Origin of the sequence: Pseudomonas sp. JDS08PS003 (assembly GCF_045013505.1) — a bacterium.
Classification (GTDB): domain Bacteria; phylum Pseudomonadota; class Gammaproteobacteria; order Pseudomonadales; family Pseudomonadaceae; genus Aquipseudomonas; species Aquipseudomonas protegens_B.
The window spans coordinates 2,923,888-2,949,476 of sequence record NZ_CP120724.1 but is presented as its reverse complement, the minus strand read 5'-3'; the positions used below and the strand labels follow the sequence as shown (position 1 = coordinate 2,949,476).

General features: G+C 63.6%; 22 protein-coding genes. 13 read left to right on the top strand and 9 right to left on the bottom strand.

Annotation, left to right across the window (positions count from 1 at the left end):
• The first annotated feature begins 2 nt into the window (after positions 1 to 2).
• From P7C00_RS13625 to P7C00_RS13610, 4 genes are all read left to right on the top strand, one after another.
• The gene (locus P7C00_RS13625) at positions 3 to 893 is read left to right on the top strand and encodes a LysR family transcriptional regulator (RefSeq protein ID WP_016966118.1); all 891 of its coding nucleotides are present in this window, start codon (positions 3 to 5) and stop codon (positions 891 to 893) included.
• A 174-nt stretch (positions 894 to 1,067) separates the two neighbouring features.
• Positions 1,068 to 2,891, top strand: a complete 1,824-nt coding sequence (locus P7C00_RS13620) for a monovalent cation:proton antiporter-2 (CPA2) family protein (protein ID WP_346635800.1) — start codon at positions 1,068 to 1,070, stop codon at positions 2,889 to 2,891.
• 288 nt (positions 2,892 to 3,179) lie between these two features.
• The gene (locus tag P7C00_RS13615) at positions 3,180 to 4,286 is read left to right on the top strand and encodes a DNA alkylation repair protein (RefSeq protein WP_346635799.1); all 1,107 of its coding nucleotides are present in this window, start codon (positions 3,180 to 3,182) and stop codon (positions 4,284 to 4,286) included.
• Positions 4,287 to 4,303: 17 nt separating this feature from the next.
• Positions 4,304 to 5,350: a DUF6602 domain-containing protein gene (locus P7C00_RS13610; RefSeq protein ID WP_404939479.1), complete on the top strand. Its 1,047-nt coding sequence runs from the start codon at positions 4,304 to 4,306 to the stop codon at positions 5,348 to 5,350.
• Between the two features lie 92 nt (positions 5,351 to 5,442).
• Here P7C00_RS13610 and P7C00_RS13605 read toward each other — a convergent pair whose 3' ends face one another.
• The gene (locus P7C00_RS13605; RefSeq protein WP_404939477.1) at positions 5,443 to 5,817 is read right to left on the bottom strand and encodes a hypothetical protein; all 375 of its coding nucleotides are present in this window, start codon (positions 5,815 to 5,817) and stop codon (positions 5,443 to 5,445) included.
• 31 nt (positions 5,818 to 5,848) lie between these two features.
• Positions 5,849 to 6,478 carry a TetR/AcrR family transcriptional regulator gene (locus P7C00_RS13600; protein WP_404939475.1) on the bottom strand — a complete coding sequence of 210 codons (630 nt, stop codon included), beginning with the start codon at positions 6,476 to 6,478 and terminating at the stop codon, positions 5,849 to 5,851.
• Positions 6,479 to 6,633: 155 nt separating this feature from the next.
• On the opposite strand from P7C00_RS13600, the gene P7C00_RS13595 reads away from it, so the two are divergent.
• From P7C00_RS13595 to P7C00_RS13585, 3 genes are all read left to right on the top strand, one after another.
• Positions 6,634 to 8,136 carry an MFS transporter gene (locus tag P7C00_RS13595; protein WP_404939473.1) on the top strand — a complete coding sequence of 501 codons (1,503 nt, stop codon included), beginning with the start codon at positions 6,634 to 6,636 and terminating at the stop codon, positions 8,134 to 8,136.
• A 106-nt stretch (positions 8,137 to 8,242) separates the two neighbouring features.
• Entirely contained in the window at positions 8,243 to 8,653 is a 411-nt protein-coding gene (locus tag P7C00_RS13590) for a hypothetical protein (protein WP_404939471.1), read from the top strand.
• A gap of 117 nt (positions 8,654 to 8,770) precedes the next feature.
• Positions 8,771 to 9,706 (top strand): phytanoyl-CoA dioxygenase family protein, encoded by a 936-nt coding sequence (locus tag P7C00_RS13585; protein ID WP_404939469.1) that lies wholly within the window; start codon positions 8,771 to 8,773, stop codon positions 9,704 to 9,706.
• Positions 9,707 to 9,712: 6 nt separating this feature from the next.
• Here P7C00_RS13585 and P7C00_RS13580 read toward each other — a convergent pair whose 3' ends face one another.
• Positions 9,713 to 10,606, bottom strand: coding sequence for a LysR family transcriptional regulator (locus P7C00_RS13580; protein WP_404939467.1), 894 nt, complete (start codon positions 10,604 to 10,606; stop codon positions 9,713 to 9,715).
• 131 nt (positions 10,607 to 10,737) lie between these two features.
• On the opposite strand from P7C00_RS13580, the gene P7C00_RS13575 reads away from it, so the two are divergent.
• The 3 genes from P7C00_RS13575 to P7C00_RS13565 all read left to right on the top strand — a co-directional run bounded on the left by P7C00_RS13575 (position 10,738) and on the right by P7C00_RS13565 (position 15,118).
• Positions 10,738 to 12,384, top strand: a complete 1,647-nt coding sequence (locus P7C00_RS13575; protein WP_404939465.1) for a GMC family oxidoreductase — start codon at positions 10,738 to 10,740, stop codon at positions 12,382 to 12,384.
• Positions 12,385 to 12,580: 196 nt separating this feature from the next.
• Positions 12,581 to 14,203 carry an MFS transporter gene (locus P7C00_RS13570; RefSeq protein WP_404939463.1) on the top strand — a complete coding sequence of 541 codons (1,623 nt, stop codon included), beginning with the start codon at positions 12,581 to 12,583 and terminating at the stop codon, positions 14,201 to 14,203.
• A 165-nt stretch (positions 14,204 to 14,368) separates the two neighbouring features.
• Positions 14,369 to 15,118 carry a glycine-rich domain-containing protein gene (locus P7C00_RS13565; protein WP_404939461.1) on the top strand — a complete coding sequence of 250 codons (750 nt, stop codon included), beginning with the start codon at positions 14,369 to 14,371 and terminating at the stop codon, positions 15,116 to 15,118.
• Between the two features lie 154 nt (positions 15,119 to 15,272).
• Here the strand turns inward: P7C00_RS13565 and P7C00_RS13560 are convergent, their stop codons facing one another.
• The gene (locus P7C00_RS13560) at positions 15,273 to 15,875 is read right to left on the bottom strand and encodes an SUKH-3 domain-containing protein (RefSeq protein ID WP_129405577.1); all 603 of its coding nucleotides are present in this window, start codon (positions 15,873 to 15,875) and stop codon (positions 15,273 to 15,275) included.
• 129 nt (positions 15,876 to 16,004) lie between these two features.
• Positions 16,005 to 17,456: a serralysin family metalloprotease gene (locus P7C00_RS13555; protein WP_404939459.1), complete on the bottom strand. Its 1,452-nt coding sequence runs from the start codon at positions 17,454 to 17,456 to the stop codon at positions 16,005 to 16,007.
• Positions 17,457 to 17,738: 282 nt separating this feature from the next.
• Between P7C00_RS13555 and P7C00_RS13550 the strand changes: the two genes are divergently transcribed.
• Entirely contained in the window at positions 17,739 to 18,035 is a 297-nt protein-coding gene (locus P7C00_RS13550; RefSeq protein ID WP_404939457.1) for a hypothetical protein, read from the top strand.
• Positions 18,036 to 18,041: 6 nt separating this feature from the next.
• Here the strand turns inward: P7C00_RS13550 and P7C00_RS13545 are convergent, their stop codons facing one another.
• Complete coding sequence (locus P7C00_RS13545) at positions 18,042 to 20,402, bottom strand: DNA polymerase II (RefSeq protein WP_404939455.1); 2,361 nt, start codon at positions 20,400 to 20,402, stop codon at positions 18,042 to 18,044.
• Between the two features lie 569 nt (positions 20,403 to 20,971).
• Here P7C00_RS13545 and P7C00_RS13540 point away from each other — a divergent pair.
• Together P7C00_RS13540 and P7C00_RS13535 are read left to right on the top strand one after the other, a co-directional pair.
• Positions 20,972 to 21,301, top strand: coding sequence for a hypothetical protein (locus P7C00_RS13540; protein WP_011060776.1), 330 nt, complete (start codon positions 20,972 to 20,974; stop codon positions 21,299 to 21,301).
• 283 nt (positions 21,302 to 21,584) lie between these two features.
• Positions 21,585 to 22,163 (top strand): hypothetical protein, encoded by a 579-nt coding sequence (locus tag P7C00_RS13535; RefSeq protein ID WP_346635778.1) that lies wholly within the window; start codon positions 21,585 to 21,587, stop codon positions 22,161 to 22,163.
• Between the two features lie 92 nt (positions 22,164 to 22,255).
• Here the strand turns inward: P7C00_RS13535 and P7C00_RS13530 are convergent, their stop codons facing one another.
• The 3 genes from P7C00_RS13530 to P7C00_RS13520 form a co-directional block, all read right to left on the bottom strand.
• A complete protein-coding gene (locus P7C00_RS13530) occupies positions 22,256 to 24,106 on the bottom strand; it encodes an amidohydrolase (protein WP_346635777.1) in 1,851 nt (616 codons plus the stop codon).
• A gap of 30 nt (positions 24,107 to 24,136) precedes the next feature.
• Entirely contained in the window at positions 24,137 to 24,715 is a 579-nt protein-coding gene (locus P7C00_RS13525) for an antibiotic biosynthesis monooxygenase (RefSeq protein ID WP_404939453.1), read from the bottom strand.
• A 135-nt stretch (positions 24,716 to 24,850) separates the two neighbouring features.
• A complete protein-coding gene (locus P7C00_RS13520) occupies positions 24,851 to 25,492 on the bottom strand; it encodes a hydrolase (protein WP_346635775.1) in 642 nt (213 codons plus the stop codon).
• Between the last annotated feature and the right edge of the window lie 97 nt (positions 25,493 to 25,589).

Here is a 25,589-nt window from a genome sequence, read left to right as displayed (position 1 = left end):
GCATGGAATATGAGCTCCAGGACATAAGATCTTTCGTGAAAATCGCCGAACTGGGGAGTTTTCACGAAGCGGCCGACGCCTTGCACCTGTCCCAACCCGCCCTGAGCCGGCGCATGAAGAAGCTGGAAGAGGGCCTGGGCACCGCCCTCCTCGACCGCACCACGCGCAAGGTCAGCCTGACCAGCGTCGGTCGCGACTTTCTGCCCAAGGCCCGACGCCTGCTGGACGACTTCGACGACTCGATCCTCAACATCCGTGAGCTGGCAGAACGGCAGATCGGTCAGGTGACCCTGGCCTGCATCCCCACGGCGGCTTTCTACTTCCTGCCGTCGGTGATCCGCCTGTACAACCAGCGCTACCCGAAAATCCGCATCCGTCTGCTCGACCTCAGTGCCAACGAAGGCCTTGAAGCGGTGCTGCGCGGCGAAGCGGACTTCGGCATCAACATGATGAGCGGTCAGCACCCGGACATCGAGTTCGTGCCACTGGTCAACGAGCCCTTTGTCCTGGCCTGCCGGCGCGACCACGAACTGGCCGAGCGCAGCTCGGTGACCTGGTCGGAACTGAGCGACTATCGCTTGATCGGCGTCGGTCGCCTGAGCGGCAACCGCATGCTGCTGGACCATGCCCTGTCCGGCTTGAGCTGGCGTCCCCAGTGGTTCTACGAAGTGCAGCACCTGTCCACGTCACTGGGCATGGTGGAGGCTGGCCTCGGGGTGTCGGCGATGCCGAGCCTGGCCATGCCCGCCGCCGATCACCCAACCCTGGTCAGCGTTCCGCTGACCGAGCCTGTGGTCAATCGCACCCTGGGCCTGGTGTACCGCCGCGGTGCATCGCTGTCGCCGGCCGCGGAAAAATTCGTGGCGATCCTGCTGGAGCAGTGGCCGCACTGACCCGCGCGCCCCTCCCGCGCGCCCTACACACCGACGTGCCTTGAAGGGCGCACCGCCAGTCTCAGAACATCCCCGCCGTTTTTATCCGGGCGCAGACTGGCAACACCCATGCGCTCATCGTCACCGGCGAGCCTTTATCATCACCTGCGCCCCGTTCTCCCTGGAGTCCCCCCGATGCCCCATGAAGGCAACCTGCTACAAGCCGCCGTCGTGTTCCTCTGCGCCGCCGTGCTCATCGTGCCCCTGGCCAAGCGCCTGCAACTGGGGGCCGTGCTCGGCTACCTGCTGGCCGGGGTGCTGATCGGCCCGTCGGTGCTGGGGCTGGTGGGTAACCCGCAAAGCGTCAGTCACATCTCCGAGCTGGGGGTGGTGCTGCTGCTGTTCATCATCGGCCTGGAGCTTTCCCCCAAGCGCCTGTGGGTGATGCGCAAGGCAGTGTTCGGTGTGGGGCTGGCCCAGGTGCTGTTGACCGGCACAGTGATCGGCGTGGTGGCCCTGTTCCTCTTCGGCCAATCGCTGAACAGCGCCATTGTCCTGGGCCTGGGCCTGGCGCTGTCGTCCACCGCTCTGGGCCTGCAAAGCCTGGCCGAACGCAAGGAGCTGAACAGCCCCCACGGGCGCATGGCCTTCGCCATCCTGCTGTTCCAGGACATTGCCGCCATTCCCTTGATCGCCATGGTCCCGGTGCTGGCCGGCAGCGATCACCACACCAGCAGCGCCGAGGATCTGCGTCATGGCCTGCAAGTGCTGGGCAGCATCGCCGTGGTGGTGGTGGGCGGACGCTACCTGTTGCGCCCGGTGTTTCGCATTGTCGCCCGCACCCGCTTGCCGGAAGTGTCCACCGCTACCGCCCTGCTGGTGGTGATCGGCACGGCCTGGCTGATGGATCTGGTGGGCGTGTCCATGGCCCTGGGCGCCTTCCTCGCCGGCCTGCTGCTGGCGGACTCGGAATACCGCCATGAACTGGAAGCGCAGATCGAGCCCTTCAAGGGCCTACTGTTGGGGCTGTTCTTCATCAGCGTCGGCATGGGCGCCAATATCAGCCTGCTGCTCAGCGCGCCCATTGCGGTGCTGGGCCTGACCCTGCTGCTGATCGGCCTCAAGCTGCCGCTGCTGTACGCGGTCGGGCGCCTGGCCGGCGACCTCAATCGCGAGAGCGCGGTGCGCCTTGGCGTGGTGCTGGCGGCCGGTGGCGAGTTCGCCTTCGTGGTGTTCAAGATCGGTCGCGACCAGGGCCTGTTCGAGGCCCGCCTGCATGACCTGCTGGTGCTCACCATCACCCTGTCCATGGCCCTGACGCCGCTGCTGTTGCTGGCCTGCTCGCGCTGGCTCAAACCCAAGGCCAAGCCCGTGGAAATGCCCGCCGAATACCGTCAGATCGACGCCGACAGCCCGCGGGTGGTGATCGCCGGCATGGGCCGCATGGGACAGATCGTGGCGCGTATCCTGCGGGCGCAGAAAATCCCCTTCGTCGCCCTGGACACCTCGGTGGACACCATCGAACTGATCCGCAGCTTCGGTGGCATGCCGGTGTTCTACGGCGACCCCATGCGCCCGGAGATCCTCAGCGCGGCCAAGGTCGGCACAGCGGAATACTTCGTCATCGCCACCGATGATCCGGAAACCAACATCAAGACCGCCGAACAGGTACGCAAGCTCTACCCGCACCTGAAGATCATCGCCCGGGCGCGCAACCGCCAGCACGTGCACCGGCTGGTGGACCTGGAGGCCCAGGCCGTGCGGGAAACCTACTACTCCAGTCTGGAAATGAGCCGCCGCACCCTGGTGGGCCTGGGGCTCAGCCAGGCCCAGGCCGACTCGCGAATCCAGCGCTTTACCGAGCATGACGAACAACTGCTGGCGGCCCAGCACGCGGTGTACGACGACGCGGCCAAAGTGCTGCAGACCGCCCAGGAAGCCCGCGCCGAACTGGCCCGACTGTTCGCCGCCGACGAGCAGGACGAGCAGATCGAGAGCCCCCTGCCGCCGATGCGCTGAGCCGCCGGCCCTGCGCCACCTCGCAGGAGTCGGCTTGCCGGCGAAGGCGGTCTCAAGGACGCCGGGGAATGATCTGAGGGCCGTGGTGTACCCTTCGCTGGCAAGCCAGCTCCTACGGAGGCCCAAACACCGCATTTCGCTGTAGGAGCCGGCTTGCCGGCGAAGGCGGTCGTGAGGGCGCCGGAAAGTGCTTTGAATCACGCGGTGCGCTTGAGCGACTACCGTCAGGTTCTGTCAGGAGCGCTTGTGTAAAGTGAGCGCCGCCTCGCCTTTGAATGGATACGCCCGATGAGCTCGACCCCAGAGAACGCCCCGGCCCTCAAGGAAATCTTCAACCAGCAACGCCTGGAACATATCGCCGACGCCATGCTCGCGGTGTATCCGGCCTTCGACCGTCAACGCTTTGTGCAACAAGCCAGCCACAACCTCGCCGAGCTGTCGTTGATGCAGCGTCTGGCGCGGGTCAGTCAGAGCCTGCACCAGGTGCTGGAGTTGGACTACCCCACCAGCCTGGAGTTGCTGCACGCCCTGGCACCCCGCCTGAACAATCGCTTCGTGTGCATCTTCCTCCCGCACTACGTGGCCAGCTACGGTCTGCATGACTTCGAACTGTCGATGGCGGCCTTGAAGTATTTCACCCGCTTCGGCTCCTCGGAATTCGCCGTGCGGCATTTCCTGCGCCAGGATTGCACCCGCAGCCTGGCCCTGATGGAGCAATGGGCCGACGACCCGGATGAACACGTACGCCGCCTGGCCAGCGAGGGCAGCCGCCCGCGCCTGCCCTGGTCGTTTCGCCTGGAACAGCTGCAGGCCGACCCGCAGCTGGCGGCGCCGATCCTCGAACACCTGCGCAACGACCCCAGCCTGTACGTGCGCAAATCCGTGGCCAATCACCTCAACGACATCACCAAGGACCATCCGCAGTGGGTCCTGCAGCGCCTGGAAGGCTGGCCCCTGGAGCAGCCCCACAGCGCCTGGATCGCCCGTCATGCCTTGCGCAGCCTGATCAAGCAGGGCGACCGTCGGGCCCTGGCGATCATCGGGGCCGGGGCCCGGCCCGAGGTCGAGGTCGACCGCTTCCAGGTGGCTCCCGGGCAACTGCGCCTGGGAGACAGCCTCAACCTGTCCCTGACCCTGGTCTCCACCAGCCCCCGCAACCAGCGCCTGGTGGTGGATTACGCCATCGACTACGTCAAGGCTTCAGGCGCCACAGCGAGCAAGGTGTTCAAGCTCAAGACCTTCACCCTGCAAGGCCTGGCCCGGGTGGAACTGGGCCGCAACCAGCAGATCCGCGAACTGACCACCCGCCGTCACTATCCCGGACGCCATGGCGTGCAGTTGCTGGTCAACGGCGAGCGCCTGGCCGCCAGCCATTTCGACTTGCTCATCCCCTGACCTTCAAGGAAGACCTCGTGGCAATCATCAGCAAATGGGCGAAATCCATCGCCCGGGTCCTGGAAAGCAGCTTCAGCTTCAGCGTCAGCAGCACCATCGCCAGCCACTCCGGCGTCCTCGGCGACGCCCGGGAGAGTTTCATCCGTGACGTCCTCAAGCGATTTCTGCCGAGCAACATCAGCATCGGTGCCGGGCAGATCATCGACTCCGAAGGAGGCATCTCCAAGCAGATCGACCTGATCATCTATCGCAACGATTTCCCCACGCTGCGCACTTTCGGCTCGGCGGACGTTTACCTGATCGAAGGGGTGATCGCCACTGTGGAGGTCAAGTCCCAACTCAACGAAAAGAGCCTGTTCGAGGCCCTGGAGAACGGCAAGTCGGTGCGCAACCTCAAGCCCTCGGTGCTGCGCCATTCCCTCGACGAATACAGCGCGCGCATCTATGACCGCGACTATCAGAACCTGACGGTCTCGCAGATGAATTCGGTCATGGGCCTGGTGCTGCCGCCGGCGTATGTGTACGGCTATCGAGGCTATCCCGGCGCCAGCCTGGAGCCGCTGCGCAACAGCCTGAACGCCTGGCACAACATCCCCGACCGTGCCGGCGAACTGGACGTGACCCTGATGCCCGAGGTCATCGCCACCCAGGGCTGTGTGACCCTGAAGAACCTCAACAACCACCTGGCCCTGCCCCGGCCCGGCGCCGCTGACCTGGAGGCCTGTCGCCAGAGCTACAACACGGCCATGTCCAGCAGCATGAGCAAGCAGGAATTCTTCGGTTGCTTTCGCGAAAGCAACGCTGAGAGCTTCGACTACGGCATCGCCATCAAGGCCTACGAAACACCGCTGCAATACCTGATTTCCAGCTTGCTGGAGGCGGTGACCTCACGCATCGGCTACCAGCAACTGGGAGGGACGGCGATCCAGTACAACCTGTTGAAATACCACCTGAGTGAAGAGATGGAGGGCGGCTGGTCCGGCGCCGCGATCAACCTGACCCGGGTGCGTGATCCCAAGCTGGATCTGGCGGGCAAGTTCGGCCTGTGGAAAGCCAGGTCCTGAAGCGACCGACAGGAGCTGCGAACTACGACTGAGCAGCGCCTGGATGCCGCATCGCGAGCAATAACCCATGGGCTGGCGCCGGGACGGGACGCTCAGTCCGGGGTGGCCTTCCCGGACAGCGCGATCAAGTGCTCGCTGCAGCCGAAACCGCCCACCGCATCGTCGTACCAGAACACTTCCACCACCGCAATGCAGCCGTCATAGGACTGCCCCAGCAGCGTGCCGTCGGCCTTGAACACCCGCAGGTAGCCGCCAACGCTGTAGCGCGAGCTGTCGCCATCACCGGGCATGGTCATGGTGGGAATCCAGGCGCGCCAGCTGAATAGTCGGTACCTCTGGTAGTAGAAGGCCTGATCCGGACTGTAGCGACGCGCCTCATACGGCTTGCCGTAGTAGAACGAGCCATAGGCCTGGTACGCCAGGAACACCGCCAGTGCGACGCCCAGAATGGGTTTGATTTTTTTCATCGGGGGGTCGTTCCTTTTACCCGTGGAAACGTCAAGAGGGTGGCAGGCCCAGCATGCGCAAACAGGCCTGGACAATGGCCTCGGCCAGGGCCCGACCATCGTCCTCGCCAGCGGCGATTACATCGTCGGTGGCGCCATGCACGCCGGCGTAGATCAGCGACGCAATCACCCCCGGCTGGGCCAGGGACCAGCAGCCGGCGTGCTGGCCGCCTTCGAGGATGCCCTGCAGCTGCGCAAGGATCGCGTTCTTTTGCGGATTGCCACGGTCGTGGTGATGGTGGTTGGGGTAGACGATGTCATGCAGGCGGTAAGTGTCGAGATAGGCCTGCACGCTGGTGCCGATCCAGCTGGAAACCTTCGCCACCCAGTCATCCTCGGGGCAGGCATTCACCGCCTCCTCCAGACGCTCCAGGAAGCGCTGGGTATAGCGCTGCCCCAGGGCCATCAGCATGTCGTTCTTGGAATCGAAGTAGTGATAGAAGGTGCCCTTGGCCACCTCGGCGTGCTGGACGATTTCACTGATGGTGGTGGCTTCCACGCCCTGGCTGAGGAACAAGGCTTCGGCGGCGGCCATCAGCTCTTCCAGGCGCACTTCAGCCGGCTTGGTACGCGGCCGCGGCGGGGCGGCGCGCTTGGCAACCGGGGAGGTTTTGACACTCATGAACGAATCCGGGCTGATCGACAAAGGCCGACAGTCTAGGGGAATTTCCGGGAAAAAGAGAGTTGAGAACGCGTGTCATTTTCCATTGACCGACGGTCAGTCGAAATACTATGCTCGCCCCGAAAGCCCATTCCAGAACCTGCGGGAGACGCCTCATGAATCGCTATCGCCGCCCTGCCCTGGTGGCCGCCGCCTACCTCGGGACCTTTCTCGCGTCCCTGGACATCAGCATCGTCAACGTCGCCCTGCCGACCTTGCAACACGCTCTGGCCACAGACCTCAGCGGCCTGCAGTGGGTGGTCAATGCCTACGCCATCTGCCTCTCGGCGTTCATGCTGTCAGCGGGGCCACTGGGGGACCGCTTCGGCCACAAGCGCTGCTGGCTGATCGGGGTGCTGCTGTTCTGCCTCGGCTCGGCGCTCTGTGCCCTGGCCCAGGAACTCTCGCTGCTGCTGGCCGGGCGCGCGGTGCAAGGGCTGGCCGGGGCCCTGCTGATTCCCGGGGCGATGCCGATCCTCAGCCATGCCTTTCCCGAACCCCGGCAACGGGCCCATGTGATCGGCGGCTGGTCGGCCTTCAGCGCCCTGGCGCTGATCCTCGGCCCGCTGCTGGGTGGCCTGCTGCTGGAGCACCTGGGCTGGCAGAGCATTTTCCTGATCAACCTGCCCATCGGCCTGCTGGCCCTGGTCCTGGGGTGCTGGGGCATCAGCGAACGCAAGCATCCCCGGCACGCCGCACTCGATCCCCTGGGCCAGGTCCTCTGCGTGCTCTGGCTCGGGGCCCTGACCTATGGGCTGATCGTCGCCGGCGAAGACGGATTCGGTAGCCCCGGGGCGCTCACCTTCTTGCTGTTGTCGACCCTGGCGCTGCTGGCTCTGATTCAGGTGGAGCGTCGAGTGCAGCGGCCCCTGGTGCCACTCGCGCTGTTCCGCCAGCGCCCCTTCGCAGTGGCCAACCTGGCATCGTTCATCCTTGGTTTCTCCTGCTACAGCAGCCTGTTTTTCTTCTCGATCTTCCTGCAGCAGATCCAGGGCTGGTCCGCCGCCGACACCGGCCTGCGCATGCTCCCGCAGTTCGTGGTCACAGGCGTTGTATCGATGCTCTTCGGCCGGTTGCACCAGCGCCTCCCCCTGCCCTGGCTGATGGTCGGCGGCTATGGCCTGGTGGGCCTGGCCCTGAGCGCCATGGCCGGCTTCGACGCCCACACGCCCTACTGGCTGGTGGGCTCGCTGTTCGGCCTGCTGGGCCTGGGCATGGGCCTGGCGGTACCGGCCACCGGGCTGGTGGTGATGGCCTGTGCGCCAGCGGAGCGTGCCGGAATCGCCTCGGCCAGCATGAACGCCCTGCGCCAGACCGGCATGAGCGTCGGCATCGCCCTGCTCGGCAGCCTGATGAGCGCCCAGGCGGTGCAGGTGCTCAGCGAGACTGCTGCGGCGACCGGCATCAATGGCGCCGCCGAACTGGCGCGCCAGGCAGTGAACGAACACCGCCTGCCGCTGCACGACCCGTTGTTCGCTGAACTCTATGGCGCCGCCATGACCAGCGGCTTTCGTCTGGCCATGGCCCTGGCCGGATGCGTCAGCCTGCTGGCCATGGGAGTGCTGCTGGGAACTCGCCAGCAGCCGGTCCACGAACCTGCCACCGAGTCCTGTAGCTAGCCCCGACGGCAGGTCGGCTCGTTGACAACCTCAGCAGCACCACCGACCATCTGCCGCCGCCAGCACGGGCGGATGCCTGGATCGAGGAGTGGCAAGGGTGAAAAGGATGAGCGCACTGCTGTTATCGCTGGCCGCTGCATGCAGCGCGGCCCAGGCCACGAGTGAGGTCGACGCTGCCCGCCAGTCCCTGAAGAACTACGGCCTGGCCAACTGCCTGGCCGAGCGTTTCCCGGAACCCTCGGCCATGCGTCAGGACGTCGGCCACGCCGCCGGCATGTACGGCGTGCTGGGGATAGGTCTGTACAACGTGCTGCAGAACGAAGACACCCTGGAAACCCTGCACAACCCCTACACCGCCGCCACCGACTACGTGGAACAAGCCTACGAGCAGGCCTCGGGAAGCAGCAAGTACAGCCGCAACAAGGTGGTCTTGCATGCTTGCCTTGAGGTCTACAACTCCCGGGCCTTCGATGCCTTCATCCAGACCCAGGACCGCTATATCCGGCCTGACGGCTAAAGCGCCGCCCTCCCTGCCCGATGTCGCAAAGGCGTTGTTCGAGGTCGAATCCAGCCTGCCGACCCAGCGCGCGCTGTCCATACTCAAGGGCCTTGTCCCTGGTAATGGAATACCCCTGTGAACCTGCCACCGGTCCTGCCTGACACCGCCCCTGCCCTGGTCAACCCGCTACGCCTGGATCAGGACGATCTGCGGCATTTCAAGGAGCGTGGCTTCATCAAGCTGCGCAGTCTGTTGACGCCAGCGGCTGTCCTGCAACTGCGCGAACTGGCCAACAGCCAACTGCGCCCGGCCCCCTCGGGCACTTCGGCTCATGGCGACGGCTTCAGCCGCCTGACTCATCGGGTGACCCAGGTCGGCATCCTCGAACGCCTCTACCGGCAACCGGCCTTCGCCCAGGTGCTGACCCGCCTCACCGGCTGCCGCCTGATCATGAGCGAGGCCCAGAGTTTCGAGCTGGGGGTGGGACGCTCAGGCTTTGCCTGGCACTACGACTCGCTGAACTTTCGCTACATCCGCCCCCAGGACCCGGCCTTCAGCCTGTGGATGCCGTTGCAGCCGATCCGCCCCCAACTGCAAGGTGGCGGCATGGCCTGGGTGCCCCTGTCGCTGTTCTCGGCCCAGGAGAACTTCCAGTTCTCGCGCCTGCTGGCAGGGAAACTGGCACGGGGCGAGACGGTGGCCGAGTTTTCCGCTCACCTGCACCACACCTACTGCACACCCGGGATGCTCACCGACAGCTTCGAGCAGCAGCGCATCGAAGAGGCCTTCGATCCCGGCGACGCCCTGCTGTTCAGCAAGTACCTGTGGCACCGCTCCAGCCCCTTGCTGGCCGGCGACCTGGAACGCCGCCAGGCCGTGACCTTACGCCTGCTGGACTGGCGGGCCTGCCTTGATCCACTGATGCAGGAAGGCGAAACCCGCAGCGCCGGCGGCCTGGGTATGGGCCTGGACGGCGGCCCGCTGAACCCGCAGTCCTACGGCTCGCGTTTCGTCGATATCAAGCCCGGGGCACCGATCCGCAGCTCGGTCCATTGCGGGCCGATTCTCTGACCCAGGCTAGATCTCGGGCCCCAGCAACACCTGCTGCTGCGCCGCGCACTGCTCCACCAGATAGTCCCAGACCACCCGCAGCCGCACCGATTTGTGCAGCTCACGGCGGGTGCTGATCCAGTAGGCGCGCTGGATGCTTTCCGCCGGCAGCAGCGGTACCAGTTGCGGATCGGCGGCAGCCATGTAGCACGGCAGCACGGCGATCCCCAGACCTGAGCGGGCCGCTTCCTGCTGGGCGATGACGCTGGTGCTGTGGAACACCACCTGGGGGTTGCGGCAGAAGCTGTTGAGGAACATCAGTTCCTGGCTGAACAAGAGGTCGTCGACATAACCGATCCAGGCGTGGCGCCCCAGGTCCTCGCGGCTGCGCAGGGGCGGCGCGCGGTCCAGGTAGGCCTGACTGGCGTACAGCGCCAGGCGGTAGTCGGTGAGTTTGCGGGTCACCAGCATGTCGGCGCTGGGACGCTCCAGATGGATGCTGATCTCCGCCTCGCGATTGAGGATGCTGACAAAGCGCGGCACCGCCACCAGCTCCACCTCCAGCCCCGGATAACGTTCGAACAGGCCATACATGCGGCTGGCGAGAAACTTGACCCCCAGGCCCTCGGTGACCCCGACACGAATCTTGCCCAGGGGCGCACTGGACTGGGTGATTTCCTCCTGCACCAGCAAGGCAACGTTTTCCATGGCTTCGGCGTGCTTGAGCAGCGCCTCGCCGGCCGGGGTCAGTTCGTAGCCCTGGGCGTGCTGGACGAACAGCGCAGTGCCCAGGGCCATCTCCACCGCCTCGATATGCCGGGCCACCGTCGCGTGGGTAGTGTTCAGCCGCCGCGCCGCGGTGAGCAGGCGCCCGCTGCGTTGCAGCTCGAGGAAGTAGCGCAGATCGTTCCAGTCGAACATGGAAATCCTGGTCAATGTCGAAGAGGGATGCTGTTAGAAAACGCACAGCAGGTGGGTAAAAACTAACATTCTTTTGACGAAAGCTAACAACTAGGATGAGGACCAATAAGAACAGAAAAATGAGGTCACGGATGCTCCCTGCCTTTGACGCCTACGACTACATTGTGGTCGGCGCCGGTCCCGCCGGCTGTCTGCTGGCCAATCGCCTGTCCGCCAACCCCCAGCACCGGGTGCTGCTGCTGGAAGCCGGTGGCCGCGACAACTACCCCTGGATCCACATTCCCGTGGGCTACCTGTTCTGCATCGGTAACCCGCGCACCGACTGGTGCTTCAAGACCGAGGCCGAACCCGGCCTGCAGGGCCGCAGCCTGAGCTATCCACGGGGCAAGGTGCTGGGCGGCTGCTCCTCGATCAACGGCATGATCTACATGCGCGGCCAGGCCGCCGACTACGATGGCTGGGCCGCCGCCGGCAACCCCGGCTGGAGCTGGGAGGATGTACTGCCGCTGTTCAAGAAAAGCGAAAACCATTTTGCCGGAGGCAATGAGCTGCACGGCGCCGCCGGCGAATGGCGGGTCGAACGCCAGCGCCTGTCATGGCCGATCCTCGATGCCTTCCGTACGGCTGCGCAGCAGAGCGGCATCCGCAACATCGACGATTTCAACGGTGGCGATAACGAAGGCTGCGGCTACTTCCAGGTCAACCAGAAGGCCGGGGTGCGCTGGAATGCGGCCAAAGCCTTTCTCAAGCCCATCGCCAATCGCCCCAACCTGGTGGTGCTGACCGATGTCGAGGTGCAGCGGCTGATTCTCGAGGACGGCCGCGCCACCGCAGTGCGGGCCATCAGCCAGGGCCGCCAGCAGAATTTCAAGGCACGCCGGGAGATCATTCTGTGCGCCGGCTCCGTCGGCTCGCCGAGCATCCTGCAGCGCTCGGGCATCGGCCCGGCACCACTCCTGCAGCGCTTGGGGATCGGGGTCAGCCATGCCCTGCCCGGGGTCGGCAGCAACCTCCAGGACCACCTGCAACTGCGCTTGATCTACAAGCTGGAAAACGCCCGCACCCTGAACCAGATCGCCGGCAGCCTGTGGGGCAAGATGGGCATGGGCCTGCGCTACCTGTATGACCGCAGCGGCCCGCTGTCCATGGCCCCGAGTCAGTTGGGCGCCTTTGCCCGCTCGGGACCGGAGCAGTCCAGCGCCAACCTCGAATACCACGTGCAGCCGCTGTCACTGGAGCGCTTCGGTGAGCCCTTGCACAGCTTCCCGGCCTTCACGGCCTCGGTCTGCGACCTGCGCCCGCAAAGCCGTGGCCGGATAGAGATACGTTCCGTGGAGCCCGGGGATGCGCCGCTGATCCAGCCCAACTACCTGAGCCATCCCGAGGATCTGCGCGTCGCTGCCGATGCCATCCGCCTGACCCGGCGTATCGTCGGCGCTCCGGCCCTGCAACCCTTCAAGCCCAGCGAATACCTGCCCGGGCCGCAACTGCAGAGTGAGGAACAACTGCATGAAGCGGCGGCCCGCATCGGCACCACCATCTTCCATCCGGTGGGCACCTGCCGCATGGGCCACGACGCCCAGGCGGTAGTGGATGCGCAATTGCGGGTGCATGGCATTCCCGGACTGCGGATTGCCGATGCCTCGATCATGCCGCGCATTACCTCCGGCAACACCTGCTCGCCGACCCTGATGATCGCCGAGAAGGCTGCCGAACTGATTCTTGCCACAGTCCCCAGGAGTACCGTCCAGCACAAGCAACCCGCCACCCCGGCATGACCGTATGAGTCGGCTTGCCGGCGAAGGCGCCTCCAAGGTCGGCACCTGGCTCAAGGGCCTCTTCGCTGGCAAGCCTGCTCCTACGGTCGGGAGGTAAACGAGGGTTCATCGCACGCTAGCGATGAATCGCAACAACGGCGCCGATTACGGCGCCGGCAGTGGAACAACAACAATAATCACTGTAAGGAAGCCCCCTATGTCAGAACACGCTCAGTCTCTCAATGCGCCTCTGGACGACTCCGCTGCCAAGGGCAGTCAGAAGGTGATCTTCGCCTCGTCACTCGGCACGGTGTTCGAGTGGTATGACTTCTTTCTCTATGGCGCCCTCGCGGCGGTGATCAGCAAGCAGTTCTTCGCCGGGGTCAACGACACCACGGCGTTCATCTTCGCCCTCATGGCCTTTGCCGCCGGCTTCGTGGTGCGCCCCTTCGGCGCGCTGGTGTTCGGCCGCCTGGGGGACATGATCGGCCGCAAGTACACCTTCCTCGCCACCATCATCCTCATGGGGGTGGCGACCTTCGCCGTGGGCCTGCTGCCCAACTACGCCAGCATCGGCATCGCCGCGCCGATCATTCTGGTGGCCCTGCGCATGCTCCAGGGCCTGGCCCTGGGGGGTGAATACGGCGGTGCCGCCACCTATGTGGCCGAGCACGCGCCACAGGGCAAGCGCGGTTTCCACACCAGCTGGATCCAGTCCACTGCGACCCTCGGCCTGCTGCTGTCGCTGCTGGTGGTACTGGCTTGCCGCTATTTCACCGGCGATCAGTTCGAGGTCTGGGGCTGGCGCCTGCCGTTCCTGCTGTCCATCGTCCTGCTGGGCATCTCCACCTGGATCCGCATGAGCCTGCACGAGTCGCCGGCCTTCCTGAAAATGAAAGAAGAAGGCCACGCCAGCAAGGCGCCGATCCGCGAGTCCTTCGGCAAATGGGAAAACCTCAAGGTGGTGCTGATCGCCCTGTTCAGCATTAACGCCGGGCAGGCAGTGACCTTCTATGCCGCGCAGTTCTACGTTTTGTTCTTCCTCACCCAGTTCCTCAAGATGGACCCGGCCCTGGCCAACAGCCTGCTGATCATCAGCGTGGTAATCGGCGCACCGATGTTCATCTTCTTCGGCTGGCTCTCGGACAAGATCGGCCGCAAGCCGGTGTTGATGCTCGGCCTGTTGCTGGCCACGGTGCTGTACTTCCCGATCTTCAAGGCCCTTGCCCACTACGCCAACCCGGCCATCGACCAAGCCAGCCGCCAGGCGCCCATCAGCGTCACCGCCGACCCGGCCACCTGCACCTTCCAGTTCGACCCGGTGGGCAAGGCGCGCTTCGACAGCCCCTGCGACAAGGTCAAGACCTTCCTGGTGAAACAGGGCCTGCCGTACAGCAGCATCGCCGCCCCCGCCGGCAGCCCGGTGCAGGTCAGCGTCGGTGACGTGAAGATCAACGGCTTCGACGAAGCGGCCCTGCGTGGCGCGGTGACCCTGGCCGGCTATCCGCAGCAGGCGGACACGCAGAACGTCAACAAACCCATGGTGGTGCTGCTGATCGTGGCGCTGATCCTGATTGCCGCCATGTGCTACGGCCCGCTGGCAGCGCTGATGGTCGAACTGTTCCCGACCCGTATCCGCTACACCTCGATGTCCCTGCCCTACCACATTGGCAACGGCTGGTTTGGCGGATTCCTGCCGACGGTGTCCTTTGCCCTGGTGGTCTACACCGGCGATATCTTTTATGGCCTGTGGTACCCGGTGCTGATTACCGGGGTCAGCCTGGTGGTGGGTTTGCTGTGTTTGCGTGAGACCCGGAATATCGATATCGACCACGTCTGACGAGGCCTTTGCCTGGCAAGCAGGACTTGCCGGCGAAGGCATCCGCAAGGCAGGCGCCCGGCTTGCCGGCCTCTGCGCTGGCAAGCCGACCCCTACGAGGGGGCGGCTTGAATAAAGCGCTGCTTTGCGCCACTGTCTCGGCACTTTTTCCGGCGGAGACCGAACATGCTGTTGATCCTTCCCGCAGTGGTGGCCCTGGCCTTGATCCTGGTGTTATGGCGCCGTCAGAACACCCTCACCGCGTTGCGCCGGGAAGCCTATATCCGCGATTTCACCTTGCCACCACGGCTGTTCGAACCCCTGCGCACCCAGCATCCGCACCTGCGCCTCAAGGACTGCCAACTGGTGGCTCAGGGCTTGCGTCAGTTCTTCCTGGCCTACCTCAAGGGCGGCCAGCACTACGTGTCGATGCCGTCCCAGGTGGTGGACGATCTGTGGCACGAGTTCATCCTGCATACCCGGGATTATCAGCAGTTCTGCGACAAGGCCTTCGGCCAGTTCCTCCATCACACTCCCGCCGCGGTGCTCGGCCAGAACGCTGCGCGCAAAAGCGACAACGGCCTGCGTCGGGTCTGGCGTCTGGCCTGCCTGGAAGAAAACATCAACCCTGCCCAGCCCAGCCGCCTGCCGCTGCTGTTCGCCCTGGATGCCAAGCTGAAAATCGCTCGGGGCTTTCACTACGTCGCTGACTGCCAGTCCCTGCGGCGCCTGACGGAAAACGGCGGCACGGCCACAGTGGTCCACTGCGGCAGCGACCTGCACAGCAGCTCCTTCGACAGCGATTCCTCCAGCAGCAGCGCCGACAGCGACAGCTCGCGTTTTGGCGGTGACGCAGACAGTGGCGGCAGCGATGGCGGCGGGGGCGACAGCAGCGGTTGCGGGGGCGGCGGTTGTGGCGGCGGGGGCGGCGACTGATCACCCGTGGGCCAGCGCCACCGACAGCCAGGTGGCCGAGGCAATGTCCTGGCGCTGTGATTTGCCTGGCGCGGGCGCAAACCAGGAGGCTTGCCTGAGCGTTGAGCGAAACCGACACAGGCACACGGGCTGGGCGCGATGCCCAGCACCCACATCAGAGCGCGCGGGCGTGAAAAAAACCGGGCGTTAGAACAAGCGGATCGCCAGTCCGAAAACGCTCGCCCCATACCATGACTTCTTCTTGCGACGGCAACAGCATGGGGCGTAATCGATACCCTTTGAGCAGGGCCTCGACGCCTTGAGCAAAATCATGCCCAACAAAAAGCATTATGGGCGCGACCAATCCGTTCGAGAACAAACGGCCTTGGCTATCCAGCCAGAGCTGTGCATGACCATGATGTACATCACCCAGGCAAACAAAGTGGGTGTGCAGCGCTTCTTGCCAGCCATGTACTTGTTCATCGGGGCACGCAGGACACCCAAACTCTATGTCACTAGAGGCACACTCCGCCCCCGCGCCGGTATGCCCTACGGTCAATTCGCCAAATGCTTGCAGGATGCGAAATGCCGGATGTGCGCGGGGTACGTGACTATCAACCACAACGGCCCTGCCAGGGGCCCACCCGGCATCTCTGAAAAACGGCTCTATGTTCGGAGTAAGGAGGTTCATGCGGCGAAGATAATCAAAGTGCAGGAAAACCGCAAAAGCCCTGTATACGGCCCCTGCCGGAAGGCTATCAGCTGCTCTGCGCGTCAAGTCGACATCCACGACTATCGACGGCCAGCCAATGCCTGCCTCGATCAAACCTGCCCAGGACCGGGGAAAACAAGGGGAAGAGTGATGTGGAAGCGGCGCATCGCGCGCCGCTCCACTGTTTCCGATCAATCAGGCGATGATGTCGGTGACAGCCGCCTGGCCCACGGTGCCCACGGCGAAGTCCACCGCGCCATGACCGGTCAGGTCGATCATCAGGCTGGTCTGGTTGGTTTCGACAAAGTAGGTGAGGATCGCATCGCCGGCGTGGCCAGTGAAGCCGCTGACGAAGTTCAGGGTGGCGCCGGTGGAGGCAAACAGGCCGCTGAGGTCGATCTTGTCCTCGCCACTGGCGAAATCCATGATCCAGTCCGGGGCGTCGAAGGTCGAATCTGAAGCTGCGCCGAACACGAAGGTGTCGGCCCCTGCCCCGCCCCACAGCGTATCGCCACCGCCACCGCCGTAGAGGATGTCGTTGCCGGCACCGCCTTCGAGGATGTTCGCCGCAGCGTTGCCGATCAGCAGGTCATTGCCCGAACCGCCGATGGCGTTTTCCACGGTCACGCCGTGGGCGATGGAGACGTTGCCCACCAGGCCGCCGACATCGGAGAAACCACCCTCGTTGAGGTTGATCTTCTGGTCCTGGGTGAAGCCGGAGAAGTCCAGGGTATCGTTGCCGCCGCCGTCCCAGACCGCAAACACCAGCTTGTCGGAGGCGCTCTGGGCGCTGTAGAAATCCCGCCCGGTGTTGGAGTTGAAGCCATAGACAGTGTTGTCGGCACGGGTCTCGTGGTTGGCGCCATAGAGCTTCTGCACGGCGACGATATCGTCCAGCAACGGCGCCGAGGCGTAGGCACCGCCGCCGTCCTTGCTGAAGTCCTGCCCGGTGTGGCTCTCGCTCCAGTAGCTCATCAGGCTGTAGCCACGGGTGTCCTGGGCGTAGGTGACGTCGTTGTAGGTGGGGCTGCCGCTGCCGGCGTTGTACACGCCCGGATGGGACAGGCCCAGGCTGTGGCCAATTTCGTGGGTCAGGGTCTGGCGGCCATAGTTGCCGTTGCCCGGTGTTTCGTTGACCCGGTACTGGTCGTTGATCAGGTACCAGGACTGGCCGTCATAGCTGCTGCCGGACGGCAAGTAGGCAAAGGCCGCGCCGCCGGTGCTGACGTTGTAGTTGCCGAAGCTCAGGTGGCCGTCGCCGCCCTTGGCGGACTCGGTGAAGGTGATGTTGGCCACGTCCGACCAGGACTGCAGGGACAGCTGGGCCTGAGCCTTCTGCAGCGCGCTGAACTCGCTGAAGCTGCCCAGGGCCGGATTGTAGTTGGCCGGTTTGTCCGTGAGGAAGCTGTAGCTCAGGTCGATCTTGCCGTCGCCATTCTGGTCATGCCAGGACAGGCCCTTGCGCAGGATCGAGTCGGCGGCCTGGTCGGCGGTGAACGATGGCTTGCCGTTCACCAGCTCGCTGCCACCGCGGTCATACAGATGGCTGAAGGCGTGTACCTGCTGGTAGGCAGTGCTCAGTGCGGCGATCGGGTCGATCCCGTAGCCGATGGTTTCAGGGAGTGCTTTGGATAGTGCGTTTGACATTGTTACGTCCTTGTTCCAGACAAAAAATTTCCGATAGAACAGCAACGACCCCGCCTGCGAGATCGTCCTATCACTCGCCCATTGAGGCGCAAGAAACCTGACACACTCGTCAACCGCGAGTCCACGGTTTTTTTTGTCCGACAAAAGCCCGAAAAACGCTCTGGCCCGGGGTAAATATTCCACTCGCACACGGCTCTGGCAGCGGATAGGCTAAGCACCAATCCGGGGCTGCAATCGGCCACTCAAGCCTCTGCCCCACGGCTGTTCCAAGAGGAGTCCGCGATGCGCAAAATCCTGCTGCTGGGCACTTTGATGATTTTCACCGGCGCCGCCCACGCCGAAGGTGTACCGCTGTTCAACGTTTCCTGCCCCGGCAATCTGGCCGTCAGCGCCGACCAGGGCGGACCGATTTACATCAACGGCAAAGTGGTCAAGAGCAGTGTGGTGGATGACCGGCATTTCCAGGTCAAGACACCGGAAACAAACCTGGCCATCAGCGTCGAGGACGACGATTCGGTGACCGTGAAGTACAGCGACAAACACGGTGCCAGTGGTCTGTGCGAGGCCGTGGACGACTGAGGCCTCTCAGAACAAGCCCATCTGCCCGCCCACCAGGGTGCTGAAGTCGTCCTGCACGAACGGCAGGATGGCATCTGCCACCGGCTGCAGCTGCCGGGTCAGGTAGTGCTCGTAGTCGATGGCCGCGCGGCGGTTTTCCAAGGGCTCGGGGCCGGCCAGGGTGATCACGTAGCTGATCCAGCCACCGTTCTGGTACTGCAACGGCCGGCCCTGCTCACGGTTGTATTCATCCGCCAGGCGCGCGGCGCGAACATGGGGTGGCACGTTGCGCTCGTAGTCGTCCAGGGGACGGCGCAGGCGCTTGCGGTAGATCAGCCAATCATCCAGTTGCCCGGCCAGGGTGCGTTGCACGTAGTCGCGCACATAGTCCTGGTAGGGCTGGCGATGGAAGATCCGCTGGTACAGCTCCTGCTGGAATTCCCGGGCCAGGGGCGACCAGTCGGTGCGCACGGTCTCCAGGCCCTTGTAGACCATCTCCTGACGGCCATCGGCGCGCTGCATCAGCCCGGCATAACGCTTCTTGCTGCCCTCCTCGGCGCCGCGGATGGTGGGCATCAGAAAACGTTTGTAGTGGGTTTCGAACTGCAACTCCAAGGCGCTTTCCAGGCCATATTGCTGCTGCAGATGTTCGCGCCACCACTGGTTGACGTGGGCCACCAGGCCGCGCCCGATCAGCGCCGCCTGCTCCTCGTCATGCAGGCTGCCGAGCCAGACGAACGTGGAGTCGGTATCGCCATAGATCACTTGATGGCCCTGGGCTTCGATCAACTGCCGGGTACGCGCCATGATCTCGTGGCCACGCAGGGTGATGGATGAAGCCAGGCGTGGGTCGAAGAAGCGGCAACCGCTGGATCCGAGCACGCCGTAGAAGGCGTTCATGATGATCTTCAGGGCCTGGGACAGCGGCGCGTTGTGCTCGCGCTTGGCCACTTCACGGCCCTCGGCGACCCGGGTCACGATCGCTGGCAGGCAATGTCGGGTGCGGGAGAAGCGCGCACCGCGAAAGCCCGCGACCGAGTGCTGGTCATCCGGCTGGCGCAGGCCTTCCACCAGCCCCACCGGGTCGATCAGGAAACTGCGGATGATCGACGGGTACAGGCTCTTGTAGTCCAGCACCAGCACCGACTCATAGAGGCCGGGGCGCGAATCCATGACAAAACCGCCAGGGCTGGCCTGGGGCGGCAGCTCGCCGAGGTTGGGGGCAACAAAGCCCTGGCGATGCATCAGCGGCATGTACAGGTGAGTGAAAGCCGCCACCGAGCCGCCGCTGCGGTCAGCGGGCAGGCCAGTGACTGTGGCCCGCTCCAGGAGGAAGGTCAGCAGCTCGGTCTTGGCGAAAATCCGCGTCACCAGCTCGCAGTCCTTGAGGTTGTAGCGGGCCAGGGCCGGCTTGTCCTCGGCGAACATGCGGTTGATTTCGTCCATGCGCTGGTACGGGTTGTCGATCGACTTGCCCTCCCCCAACAGGGTCTGGGCGACGTTTTCCAGGCTGAAGGACGGGAAGCTCCAGGTCGCCGAACGCAGGGCTTCGATGCCGTCGATGATCAAGCGTCCGGCGGCCGAGGCGAAGTAATGAGTGCGGCTGCCGTGCTCGCGCCATTGCATCTCCTCGCCACCACGCCCCAGGCGCAGGGGCACCGCCAGGCGCCGGGCATGCTCATGCAGCACCCGCAGGTCGAACTGCACCAGATTCCAGCCAATGATCGCGTCGGGGTCGTGCCGGGCTAGCCACTGGTTGAGTTTCTCCAGCAACTGCTCGCGGCTGGCGCAGAACTCCAGGTCGAAGTCCACGGGGCTATCGTCCTCCCGGGCCTTGCCGAGCATGTACACCTGGCGCTGGCCACAGCCCTCCAGCGCAATGGAGTACAGCTCGCCGCGCTCGCTGGTTTCAATGTCCAGGGACGCCAGCTTGAGTGCGGGCCGGTAATCCGGCGCCGGCTTCATCTGCGCCTCGAGTAACAGGCCGTCGGGCCCTGGCTGGCCGCCAAAGGATACCGGCGCAGTAATGAAACGTTCCATCAGGTAGCGCTCGGGCGGGCGAACGTCGCCCTCGAACACCTCGACACCGGCGCGGCGCAGGGTCTTGTCCAGACGCATCAACTGATTGTGCTGCGGGCAATACATGCCCAGCACCGGGCGCTGGTGGAAGTCGCGCAACTGCAGGGGACGCAGCTCGACATCCGGGTCGTCGGCCAGCAAGCGCTCGGCCTGAGGACGCTGCACCGCCGGGACAAAGGCCACGGAAGTCTGCAACGGCAAGCGGATCCGGCGCGGGCCCTGGTCGGTGGCCAACCAGAATTCGACTTCCGTGCCCGCCGGCGTATCGCGCCAGTGCCGAGTCAGGACGAAGCCTTGTTGTACATCCACCGCTGCAACCTCAGAGCTGTTTCAAGGCGCCGATTCTACCTGTCCTGGTCGCCGATAGGGTGTCTGGATGATGGCTTTGCGGCTTTTGCCAGACAAGATGTAGTGCTTGAAAATTTTCACTACAAAACCGTTGACGAGAGGATTTCGCCCTTGCATGATGCAGACGTCCCCCCGATCGGGGGACGAGGCAAAGGTGTTATGAGCAAGCTCGTCTGACCGCCGAGCTGTGACCCGGATGTGTACTGCCCACAAGGCAGATTGATGAAACTGACCTGGCATTGACCGTCCAATACCAAGACGGGAAGCCGGCGAAAACTCCTCAAGATGCTTGTGGCCGATGATGGGAATGTCGGCAGCTTCATCCAGGTTTACGCTGCTTCTCTTCGTTGTGACGCTATTGCGTAGCAGTTAATCAAGGCAACTACACGCATCAGGCTCTGGGCCTTATCTGTATCCGACAGACACCCTCTGTCGCCCTGTTTCCGGTATCAGGGTTCAACTTACCGACGTAGCAAGATGAATTAGCGAATCAACTTAGATAGATCGATAAATGGTCAAGGGGGCTACAAATGAATCTTAATAATCAACCCACTATTGATGAATTGGCACGTATGTTCGCCGCACAGAAAGACAGCCACGACAGCCACATCCTGTGGATTGCCAAGTCGGGCCAAGTGCATATCGACTGCCTGTCGCCCCATAGCCATGAAGCAGAGTTCGACCAGAACAACCGGGACCTGGCGGCCCGCCTGAAGATGTACCGCCGCGGCCAGGGCTACGTCGGCAAGAAAGCCGCCGCCGACAAGGACTTCATCGGCCGGGTACTGGAGACCCTGAAAGCCGAATGGCAGTCGCTGCGGGACAAGTCGGAAGTTCGGGTTATTGATCGGTTTTGCTGAGACAAGTTAAAACCGGATATAAGCCAACAAGGGGCGCTGAACTTTCAGCGCCCCTTTTTATTGTCTGCAATAAACCTGAGTAACTTTTCCCGCACACCGGGATCAGGTCAAGAACTTCATCATCTGACGGTTGGACAGAATAATGGCCAATTAGTAGCATTGCTCCCGCTCAAACCGACCTGAAGGTCGGCACACGGAGCTCAAGCCCCTTGTTGAAGACCCACTACAACCATCACGCGGGATACTCGATAGCCGAGTCCAACCTGGAGAAAAGGATTTTTTTGTGACTGATCGCAGCGGCGTTTTGCGTTACATCATTGAACGGTATTACTCGGGGGACATAGAAACTGCCTGTGCCCATACCGGGTACAGCAGCAAGCAGATCGAGGACTGGTGTTCTGGCCAATGCCAGCCGCAGCACATCACGGTCGAGTACTTCATTCACCGCGCCTTTACGCCTGAATTCCAGTCAGTGGTGGAGTTCGCCGAGTTCAAGCAGGACCAGCCAGTGATGGCGCAGTTGAAAACCCTGTTCAAGGGCCACGAAGAGCGGGCAGGCATCTACGCCTTCTATGACTCGATGGCCAACCTCATCTACCTCGGCAAAGCCACCAATCTGTTGAAAGAAGCCTACTCGGCTATTCGCCGGGATGTGGACATCCAGTTCCCCGCGGGAATCAAGAAGAAGCCCGATAAACGCTACGAAATCGTTCGCTACATCTCCGCCTACGATGTTGGCAGCTCCGATTGGATGGATTTCCCCAAACACGTTGAGTCGCTGATCCTCAGAATCTCCAAGCCTATCTTGAACAAGAACATCGGCCATATCGAACAGGCGTACACGCCTCCCGGTATCGACTGACAGGCTTTCTATCCCTCGAGCGGCCGGGAGATTGACCAAAAAAACAGGCAACAGGACGATCTACCGTCCTGTCGCCTTTTTACTGGCTTGCTTCAGAACGCAAAACACGAACACCCAAACGCCCCCCAGAACCCCTGGAAGTCACTCACCGGCACATTCGACAGCCGTGCCTTCTGGTGTCCATGGGCATGCACCGCGCACGGGCCGCTGCACTGGTGCACCTGGTTCTGCAACGGTGCACCGGGTTTCCAATGCCCCGGCACCTTGACCACCGGCGACCAGTCCGGGGTCACTGGCAGGCTCGGTGGGGCCAGTTTGGCGAAGTCGCCGGCGGCGTGGACCACCTTGCCGTCCACCACGGTGAGCAAGGATTCGATCCACTTGATCGCCTCTTCCTCGACACTGAAGTAGTCCGCCGACAGGGCCACCAGGTCCGCCAGTTGCCCGACCTTGATCTGGCCTTTCTTGCCCTGTTCCGAAGAGAACCAGGCGCTGCCGTGGGTATAGAGCTCCAGCGCGGTGTCACGGCTCAAGCCCTGGGGATACAGCTCCAGGCCGCCGACGGTCTTGCCGCTGACCATCCAGTACAGCGAGGTCCAGGGGTTGTAGCTGGAGACTCGGGTGGCGTCGGTGCCGGCGCCCACCGGAATGCCTTCGGCGAGCATGCGCTGGATCGGCGGGGTCATCTCGGCAGCCTTGGCCCCGTAGCGCTCGACAAAATACTCTCCCTGGAAGGCCATGCGATCCTGGATGGCGATGCCGCCGCCCAGGGCCCGCACCCGCTCGATGTTTTTCGGGCTGATGGTTTCTGCGTGATCGAAAAACCACGGCAGGCCGTTGAAGGGGATGTCGCGGTCGACCTTTTCGAACACATCGAGCATCCGCGAGATGGATTCGTCGTAGGTGGCGTGCAGGCGGAACGGCCAGCGCTGCTCCACCAGGTGGCGCACCACCGGTTCCAGCTCCTGCTCCATGGTCTGCGGCAGATCGGGGCGCGGTTCGAGGAAGTCCTCGAAGTCGGCGGCGGAGAACACCAGCATCTCCCCTGCCCCGTTGTGCCGCAGGAAGTCGTCGCCCTGGCCGTAGGTGACGCTGGCGGTCCAGTGCTTGAAGTCGGTCAGTTCTTCCTTGGGTTTCTGGGTGAACAGGTTGTAGGCGATGCGCACGGTCAGTTGCTGTTTGGCCGCCAGTTCGTTGATCACCTGATAGTCGTCCGGGTAGTTCTGGAAGCCGCCGCCGGCATCGATGGCGCTGGTCACCCCGAGGCGATTGAGCTCGCGCATGAACTGGCGGGTCGAGTTGACCTGGTATTCCAGGGGCAGCTTGGGCCCCTTAGCCAGGGTCGAGTAAAGGATCATCGCGTTGGGCCGGGCGATCAGCATGCCAGTGGGATTGCCATTGCCATCGCGGACAATCTCGCCACCGGGCGGGTTCGGGGTGTTGCGGTCGTAGCCCACCACCCGCAGCGCAGCACGATTGAGCAAGGCCCGGTCATACAAGTGCAGCACGAACACCGGAGTGTCCGGGGCCGCCTGGTTCAGTTCTTCCAAGGTCGGCATGCGTTTCTCGGCGAACTGGAATTCGTTCCAGCCGCCCACCACCCGCACCCACTGCGGCGCCGGGGTGCGCAGGGCCTGTTCCTTGAGCAGGCGCAGGGCATCGGCCAGGGACGGCACGCCTTCCCAGCGCAGTTCCAGGTTGTAGTTGAGTCCGCCGCGGATCAGGTGCAGGTGCGAGTCGTTGAGCCCGGGGATCACCGTGCGGCCCATCAGGTCGATGACCTGGGTGCCGGCGCCGCGCAGGGCCATGGCCTGGGCGTCGTTGCCCACGGCGATGAAGCGACCGTCCTTGATCGCTACCGCGCTGGCCCGGGGCTTGGCCCGGTCCACGGTGTGCAGGCGGCCGTTGAACAGAATCAGGTCGGCAATTGCTTGGGGTTGCATGGCATTGCTCCAGATGAAAGTCGTGGGGAATCAAGCCGCGCTGCGCGGTTGCAACCAGCGGCGAAACAGACGCGTGACCCGGGGCATGAAGACGTAGACCACCAGCAGCACGATGCTCAGGGTAATCAGCACCGTGGCTGGCACATAAGCGCCGAGCCAAGGCAGTTGGGCAAACACCGGCTTCCATAACTGAGGCACCAGAAAGCTCAGCGGCAGGATCACCAGGAAGGTCACGCAGGCCTGCTTCCAGCGCGGTGGCGGGGTTGGCGCAGCAGCGTCCTGAGGGGTGAACCAGAACTCACGGTCAGCATTGATTTCGGTCTGGTCGCCATCGGCCAGCAAATGCTGCGCCTGTTGCACCAGCTCGCGGCGGTCGGCGGAATCCAGCCAGTGCTGCAACTGCTCGGTGCTGGCAAAGCGCAGCACGCTGGTGAACAGCCCCAGACCGCCACTGTGGCCACGGACCACGTCGATGCCCAGATGCCCCGGGTAGCTGCGGGCCTTGGCGATGATCTGCCGCAGCCAGGTTTCATAGGCCTGCTCCTGGCCGTGCTTGATCCGGTGGCGCACCAGCAAGGTCACCACACCGTCGGTGAGTTCGATATTCATCACAAGGCTCCAGCGTCGGGAAGGAGATCGCGCCGGATGCAGCAGGGCTGCACCCGCGCTTCACAGTTAAGGCCCGTAGCAGCCGGCTTGCCAGCGAAGCGCCCCGCAGGATCGCGTTGGCCGGCCAGCCACCTCCTACAGCTGACGTTGCGGCGCCTTGTGCACCATGCTGTAGGCATAGTCCACGCCCATGCCGTAGGCGCCGCTGTGCTCCAGCACCAGGCCCATGACCGCGTCGTAGGTGTCCTTGTGCGCCCAGTCACGCTGGTATTCCAGCAGCACCTGTTGCCAGGTCACCGGTACCGCACCGGCCTGGATCATCCGCTGCACAGCCATGTCGTGGGCTTCCTGGCTGGTGCCGCCGGAGGCGTCGGTGACGATGTACACCTCGTAGCCTTCGGCCAGGGCTTCCAGGGCCGGGAAGGTCAGGCAGACCTCAGTCCAGAGTGCCGCCATCACCAATTTCTTGCGCCCGGTGGCCTTCACCGCCTCCACCAGCTTGCGGTCTTCCCAGGAGTTCATGGAGGTGCGTTCGATAGGCTGCTGATCAGGAAACACTGCCAGCAATTCCGGCCAGATGTAGCCGCTGAAGCTCTGGGTCTCCACCGAGGTGAGAATGCTCGGCACGTTAAAGATCTTTGCCGCCTTGGCCAGGGCCACGGTGTTGTTCTTCAGGGTCTGGCGGTCGATCGACTGCACGCCGAAAGCCATCTGTGGCTGGTGGTCGATGAGAATCAGGGCCGAGTTGGCCGGGTTCAGCAATTCACGAATGGACATGGCGCGTTCCTTTTGCAGTCAGAGAGTGAGGGTCGAACATGACCGGCTGATGGCGCTGCTGCGCCCCTTTGCGTCCGGCTTGGTGGCTAATTTAGGG